General features: G+C 34.0%; 3 protein-coding genes and 2 pseudogenes. 4 read left to right on the top strand and 1 reads right to left on the bottom strand.

What is annotated here, in order from left to right:
- Nucleotides 1–503 precede the first annotated feature (503 nt).
- Nucleotides 504–3,479, top strand: a complete 2,976-nt coding sequence (locus AFK68_RS17600) for a type I restriction endonuclease subunit R (RefSeq protein WP_094673896.1) — start codon at nucleotides 504–506, stop codon at nucleotides 3,477–3,479.
- Between the two features lie 28 nt (nucleotides 3,480–3,507).
- Nucleotides 3,508–3,738, top strand: coding sequence for a hypothetical protein (locus tag AFK68_RS17595; RefSeq protein WP_094673895.1), 231 nt, complete (start codon nucleotides 3,508–3,510; stop codon nucleotides 3,736–3,738).
- Nucleotides 3,739–4,447: 709 nt separating this feature from the next.
- Here AFK68_RS17595 and AFK68_RS17590 read toward each other — a convergent pair.
- Entirely contained in the window at nucleotides 4,448–5,554 is a 1,107-nt protein-coding gene (locus tag AFK68_RS17590) for a transporter substrate-binding domain-containing protein (RefSeq protein ID WP_094673894.1), read from the bottom strand.
- Nucleotides 5,555–5,754: 200 nt separating this feature from the next.
- Between AFK68_RS17590 and bchM the strand changes: the two are divergent.
- Nucleotides 5,755–6,452 (top strand): annotated as a pseudogene (bchM, locus tag AFK68_RS17585) (magnesium protoporphyrin IX methyltransferase); the annotation flags it as partial.
- 1 nt (nucleotide 6,453) lies between these two features.
- A pseudogene (locus AFK68_RS17580) lies at nucleotides 6,454–6,614 on the top strand (magnesium protoporphyrin IX methyltransferase); the annotation flags it as partial.
- Between the last annotated feature and the right edge of the window lie 467 nt (nucleotides 6,615–7,081).

Raw genomic sequence — 7,081 nt, 5'->3', positions numbered from 1 at the left:
TATCTATATATATGTACCTGCCGAATTTTCCAGTTTTGGCAAATAGGTAAATCTCAAATTTTCCCTTTCTCCAGCAAACCAAAATTTTCTATATCTATATATATGTACCTGCCGAATTTTCCAGTTTTGGCAAATAGGTAAATCTCAAATTTTCCCTTTCTCCAGCAAACCAAAATTTTGCCGACATATAATATATAGATATAGATATGACTCGAAATTTTCCACCTAAATTTTTGCCATGCGATATATATAGATGTAAATACCAACTTCAAACTTCTGACTTCAAAAAGTTGGGTTTCGTACCTCAACCCAACCTACATTTAACCAATAACTGAAATGACTCCCGATATTACTGAAAAATATNGATATAGATATGACTCGAAATTTTCCACCTAAATTTTTGCCATGCGATATATATAGATGTAAATACCAACTTCAAACTTCTGACTTCAAAAAGTTGGGTTTCGTACCTCAACCCAACCTACATTTAACCAATAACTGAAATGACTCCCGATATTACTGAAAAATATCTCGAAAATACCATCTATCAAAGTCTTATCCAAGACTGCCAATATTCTCCAGGCAACCCCAAAGAATATCACCGCACTTACTGTCTCGATATTCCCAAACTTTCCCAGTTTCTCCACAGTACCCAACCTGAAAAATTAACGGAAATTTCTAACTATCACGGCACCAACTGGGAGAAAAAACTTTATGAACGCCTCCACCGCCAAATCCAAGAAAAAAGTATAGTCAATATATTACGCCAAGGTATCAAAACTGGAGAGACTCACCTCGAACTTTACTATAAACTTCCCACTTCTCGACTCAACCGCGACACTATCCAAAATTACCAAAAAAATATTTTCTCAGTCACCCGGCAACTTAAATACAAAGAAAACCATAACCTCGCCCTCGACTTAGTAATTTTCATAAACGGTTTACCAGTTATTACCTTCGAGCTAAAAAATCAACTAACTGGGCAAAACTTTCAAGACGCCATAAACCAATATAAAAATGACCGCCTCCCCTCAGAATTATTATTTCAATTTAAACGTTGCTTAGTACATTTCGCCCTCGACACTAACGAAGTGTGGATGACAACAAAACTCGACGGCAAAAATACAAAATTCCTACCATTCAACAAAGGCAAAAAATCAAATTCTGCTCTACCTTTTGCCGATACAGCAGGAAACCCACCCCACCCCAACCGCATCAAAACAGATTATTTGTGGAAAGAAATTTTAGCCAAAGAAACTCTCAGCAACATCATCGAAAATTACGCTCAACTCACAGCAGAGGAAAATAAAGATAGAGACAAAAAATCAGCCAAAAAGGAAAAATTAATCTTCCCCCGCTACCATCAACTCGACTTAGTAAGGCAACTTTTAAAACATACAAAAAACCAAGGAGTCGGCAACCGCTACTTAATCCAACATTCCGCAGATTCCGGCAAAAGTAATTCTATAACCTGGTTGAGTCATCAACTTGTCGAACTGAAAAATATTACCCAGACTGAAACAATTTTCGATTCAGTCTTGGTCGTGACAGACCGCAAAATTTTAGATACACAAATTAGGGAAAATATTCAACAATTTGAGCAAACCGCCGGAGTCGTCGAAGCAATTACCGGAGGCAGTAAACAATTAAAGTCAGCTTTGGAAAAAGGCAGCAAAATTATTATTACAACGGTGCAAAAATTTCCCTACGTCGTCGAGGAAATTCAATCTTTAGCCGATAAAAATTTTGCCATTATCATCGACGAAGCGCACTCCAGCCAAACGGGCAAAAGTGCAGCAAAAATGAGCGAATCTTTGAGTAAAGAAGATTCCGAAGAGGAGGAAACCACCGAAGATAAAATAATCCGAATTATCGAGTCGCAAAAACCTTGCCCAAACGCCAATTATTACGCCTTTACTGCCACGCCAAAAAATAAAACTTTAGAATTATTTGGTGTCAAAAATCCGGCAGATGGGAAATTTTATCCGTTCCATAATTATTCAATGAAACAAGCAATTAAGGAAGGATTTATTCTAGATGTTTTGCAGAATTATACGACTTATAAAACCTATTGTCGTTTGCAGAAGAAAATTATAGACGACCCAGAATTTAATATTAAACAGGCAAAAAAGAAATTAAAACGATATGTGGAGGAGCATCCAGAGAATATCGCCAAAAAAGCAGAAGTGATGATTGAGCATTTTTTATCAAACGTAATTTCCAAGGGAAAAATTAATGGAAAAGCCAAGGCAATGGTTGTTAGTAATAGTATTAAAAGTGCGATTTATTATAAATTAGCTTTCGACAAATATTTGAGCAAAATCAATTCTAAGTATAAAACTATTGTTGCTTTTTCTGGCAGTAAAGAAATAGACGGCAAAAAGGAAGATGAGTATTCTATGAATGGTTTTTCTGGGGATAAGATTGCAAAAGCTTTTAAAGAGGATAAATATAGATTTTTAATTGTTGCAAATAAATATCAAACTGGTTTCGATGAACCGTTGCTGCATACTATGTATGTGGATAAAGTTTTATCTGATGTAAAAGCCATACAAACTTTGTCTCGGTTAAACCGTTCTTGTGAGGGAAAAAGAGATACTTTTGTTTTGGATTTTGTAAATTCTGCCGATGAAATTCAGAAAGCTTTTGAACCTTATTACAAAACCACTATTTTAAGTGAGGAAACAAATAGCGATCGCCTCCACGACTTAGAAGATAGTTTGGCAAAGTTTCATATTTATTCTCCAGAAGATGTACAGGAATTTATGAGTAAGTTTGTGAGTAGTGAGTCGCGGGAAAATTGGGAGCCAGTCTTAGATATTTGTGTGGAAAATTATCAGAATAATTTAGAGGAGGAGGAAAAAATAGAGTTTCAGAATAAAGCTAGAAGTTTTGTCAGAAATTATCAATTTTTGGTGCAGGTGAAAAGTTTTAAAAATTCTGATTGGGAAAGTTTAAATACTTTTCTGAAATTGTTATTTAGTAAGTTGCCAAAATTAGATAATTATGATTTGTCAGCAGGAATTATTAATAGTGTGGATATTGAGAGTTATCGAGTAGAACTTTTAGGAAGTCAAAGTATTAGTTTAACTAGGAAAAATACTTTGTCTCCCATTGCCGAAAATATTGTTAGGGGAAATTCTGAAAATAAGTCAGATAAAATCAGTCAAATAATCCAAGAATTTAATAACCGCTTCGGTGGTAGTATTGTTTGGCAAAATCAGGATAAAACGTGGAAATTTTTATTAGAAGAGTTGCCAGAAAAAGTCAGAAAAGATGGAGAATATCAAAATGCTATAAATTATAGCGACCCGCAAAATGCTAAACTAACCTTTGAAAATAAATTCAGTCAAGAATTAAGACGTTATATTCGGGAACATCTAGAAGAATATCGTCAATTTACAGACAATAAAAATTTTCGAGAATGGTTAATCAATACTCTATTTAATCTCGACTATAACCAAAATAAAACAGCTTAATAATCTATGTATCCGTGGCAAAATCTGTGTGAACGATCCGTGGCAAAATGAGGATAAAACGTGGAAATTTTTCTTAGAAGAGTTGCCAGAAAAAGTCAGAGAAGATGGAAAATATCAAAATGCTAGAAATTATAGTAACCCGCAAAATGCTCAACTTACCTTTGAAAATAAATTCAGTCAAGAATTAAGACGTTATATTCGCGAACATTTACAAGAATATCGTCAATTTACAGATAATAAAACTTTCGAGAATGGTTAATTAATGCTTCATTTAATCTTAACTATAATCAAGATAAAACTGCTGAATAATCCGTTCATCCGTGGCAAAATCCTTGTCTAGCACAGAATAATATCCTCAATTTACAGATAATAAAAATTGGCGATAGTGGTTAATTAATACTTTATTTAATCTCGACTACGAGGGAGATAAAAGCGCTTAATAATCCGTCATCCCTGGCAAAATCTGTGTGAGCTATCCGTAGTAAAATCCCTGTCTAATACAGCAGAATATCGTCAATTTACAGATAATAAAACTTTTCGATCATGGTTAATTAATGCTTTATTTAATCTAGACTATAATCAAGATAAAACTGCTTAATAATCCGTNCGTAGTAAAATCCCTGTCTAATACAGCAGAATATCGTCAATTTACAGATAATAAAACTTTTCGATCATGGTTAATTAATGCTTTATTTAATCTAGACTATAATCAAGATAAAACTGCTTAATAATCCGTTCATCCGTGGCAAAACTATTGTGAGCTATCCGTGGCAAAATCTGTGTCTAGCACAGAAGAATATCATTCATTTACAGGTAATAAAAATTAGAGTGTATATTATTCCTATTTTTACCGAAAAATTAAGGTATAAAGCCTTCTATTTCAAGAGAAAAAAAGTGCTAGGATATTTCTCTTCAATCCTCTTGGTTTTCCTTGAAAGAATTATCAATTATCAATTATCAATTATCAATTAATCAATGCTCCCTATTCTCTTCCTCTTAGAATAAGATAACCACTTAGACTTTATCTCCTTAATCTTGCCATTTTCCTTCATTTCTAAAATTTTAATATTAATATTGTTGAGAAAAGGGCGATCAGGAGAAATAATAAAACCATAAGCTTCACTAGCAAAATAAACTGGAGATAACTTCAAACGTTCTTTAGGATGATTATGTAAATAATACTGAAGAGCAGGAACATCAAAAACCACACCATCCACCTCATCTGACTTGAGTAAATTAATTGCATCTATCAAACTCTCAGTCTGACTAATACGCGCTCCATAAAACTCTGCCCATCTTTCTCCAGTAGAACCTTTAACTACCGAAATTCTAGCATCCTTAATATCTTCAGGAGAACTAAACTCTACAACTCTTTGATTAGACAAAGAAAGAGTTAAAGTAGTAGCTATACCAGCAGTCAGAGAAGAAACTGTCACCATAGTAACAACCATCCATACCCCAGCAATAATACGCCCAGCTTTAGTAATTGGAGTACGATCGCCATATCCCACCGTAGTTAAAGTTACCACAGCAAACCACATACCATTACCCACTCCATGCCAATAATCTTTAGGAAATTGTTCAGTGTTTTGCCGTCTTTCAGCTAACCACAAAAGATTACCCACTATAAATAATAGAACTATTAATAAACAAACTGAAGAAATAAAAGCCAGGCCAAAAAAAGGTCTAATTCTACTCCAGACAGTAGGTCTCTCAGCAGTAATTAACAAACCAATATTGGCAAGAAAATAGGGTTGAGTAAAAGTAACTTTTTCTAATTCTAAGCGATCGGAAGTTATACTTATCGGCCCAATAATAACATCTAGTTCTCCTTTAGTTATACTGTCAATACTACTAGCCACACTATCTTGTGGGATAAATTCGTACTCTAGTTCTTCCGATAGAGCTAGTTCTTGCCAAATTTCAACACTAATACCTTGGAAAAAATTATCCTGAATTACAAAAGGAGGCGATCCAGCTACACCAACTCGCAACTTTTCGGCCTGAGCTGGTAAAAGAGTATTAATTATACAGGTTATAGTAATAAAAGTCAATAAACTTAGTCTGTTGAGCATTTCTCAGAACTGAGTTGGGCAATCAAATTTTAATGGTGACAATTTTTTTTGCTCCGAAGTAAGGCATAATAATCAAGTCCAGTTTTTAGTACCCCAGTTGATGGGCTACTTATTAGGAATTGGTCATATCAAAGCCAACTTTGATGTAATATAAAGTTTTGTAAGCTTGCTTGAGAATCACTATAACATTAAGAAGAGAAATGACAAAAACAGACGATAAAACTATTGTCAGAGATTATTTTAATTCAACTGGTTTTGACCGATGGCGCAGAATTTATGGGGATGGTCAAGTAAACAAGGTACAGTTAGATATTAGGAAAGGACATCAGCAAACCGTTGATACAGTTCTCAGTTGGCTACAAGCAGATGATAATTTATCAGGCTTATCAATATGTGATGCTGGTTGTGGGGTTGGTAGTTTAAGTATTCCCTTAGCTCAAGCTGGATCAATTATTTATGGTAGTGATATCTCAGAAAAAATGGTATCCGAGGCTTATCAGCGTGCGAAATCTAGTTTAATCAGTATAGATAATATTAATTTTGTGGCTCAAGACTTAGAAGCTTTAAGTGGTAAGTATCATACAGTTGTTTGTTTAGATGTTTTGATCCATTATCCTCAAGACCAAATTGCAGCTATGATTAATCATTTAATATCTCTAGCAGAGTCACGGTTAATTATTAGTTTTGCCCCAAAAACTTTAGCTTTAACTATATTGAAAAAAGTAGGAGAATTATTTCCTGGTCCAAGCAAAACTACTCGTGCTTATCAGCATCAAGAAGCAGATATTATCAAAATTATTGAAAGTAATGGTTTTTCTATCCAAAGAAAAACAATGACCAGCACCAGTTTCTATTATTCTCGTTTACTAGAAGCTTTTCGGCATAATTTTGAATTTAGNGAGAATTATTTCCTGGTCCAAGCAAAACTACTCGTGCTTATCAGCATCAAGAAGCAGATATTATCAAAATTATTGAAAGTAATGGTTTTTCTATCCAAAGAAAAACAATGACCAGCACCAGTTTCTATTATTCTCGTTTACTAGAAGCAGTGCGTAAATAATTAATAATTAATTATTAATTATTACCGAAAAATTGTGGGTATGTGCCTCCCTTTTTAAAGAGATAAAAAAAGAGACTATTCCTTAATGTCAAGACTCCTTATTGCAGAGGTACTGATAACTGATAACTGATAACTGAAATGACCTCTTCTGTGATAGAAGGATTGATTTAAAGGAAATTTTTTTCTTTTTTTCTCCTTGAAAAGAGAGGCTTTCAACCTTGATTTTTCGGTAAGTAATAAACATTTTGGTTGAATTATATCCTCAGTATACCAAAAATACATAGCAATTTACTTATTTTGCCAGTCAAATTTTAAGAGGTCGAGTAACTAGAATATGAAAATTATGAGTAGAGGAAGTTATGATTTTCGGGCAACTTTTTTTAGAGGTAGCTCTCGGAGAAAAAAAGGTACTACCAGAGCGTCAAATTAACTCTGTCCAAGGATTCATGGAGCGTTTCCCTGGAGTA

It is taken from the genome of Hydrocoleum sp. CS-953 (assembly GCF_002260545.1).
Taxonomy (GTDB): domain Bacteria; phylum Cyanobacteriota; class Cyanobacteriia; order Cyanobacteriales; family Microcoleaceae; genus Trichodesmium.
The sequence above is the reverse complement of the archived record's forward strand: the minus strand, read 5'-3'. Positions and strand labels throughout refer to the sequence as shown.

Excerpts from the sequence above, each read along its gene's own strand:
- AFK68_RS17590 (WP_094673894.1), bottom strand. The coding sequence starts at position 5,554 with ATGCTCAACAGACTAAGTTTATTGACTTTTATTACTATAACCTGTATA.
- AFK68_RS17600 (WP_094673896.1), top strand. The coding sequence starts at position 504 with ATGACTCCCGATATTACTGAAAAATATCTCGAAAATACCATCTATCAA.